This is a genomic window from Mesorhizobium sp. LNHC252B00 (assembly GCF_000502955.1).
In the GTDB taxonomy this organism is placed as follows: Bacteria; Pseudomonadota; Alphaproteobacteria; order Rhizobiales; family Rhizobiaceae; genus Mesorhizobium.
Genome location: NZ_AYWO01000173.1, coordinates 1 through 276, shown reverse-complemented (window position 1 = coordinate 276; position 276 = coordinate 1). Strand labels below are relative to the sequence as shown.

Sequence of the window (276 nt, the reverse complement as noted above, 5' to 3'; positions counted from 1 at the left end):
GACCTGGGCGCGAAGCGCCGAAATGCGGTCCTCGTAAGCCTGCTGCATGCGAGCCTGGCGCGCCGTGGTGGCGCCGATCAGGTCGTCACGCAGAACCAGATAGGATGTGGCCAGGAGGTAGCCGATGGCAATGGCGGCGAGTGCTGAACCAATGAATGCCGCCAACCAGGGGCGGATCGTGAAGTGCCTGATCTGGTCGCCCCGGGCGATGATGATCGTATGCGGTTCCTTGCGCCTGCCGAAGACTGCGGACTGACCGGTTGCGTTCACGGGACC

At 64.5% G+C, this 276-nt stretch carries 1 pseudogene; it reads right to left on the bottom strand.

Annotated features, from left to right (window positions below):
* A pseudogene (locus X744_RS0139500) lies at positions 1 to 270 on the bottom strand (M23 family peptidase); the annotation flags it as partial.
* Positions 271 to 276 lie beyond the last annotated feature (6 nt).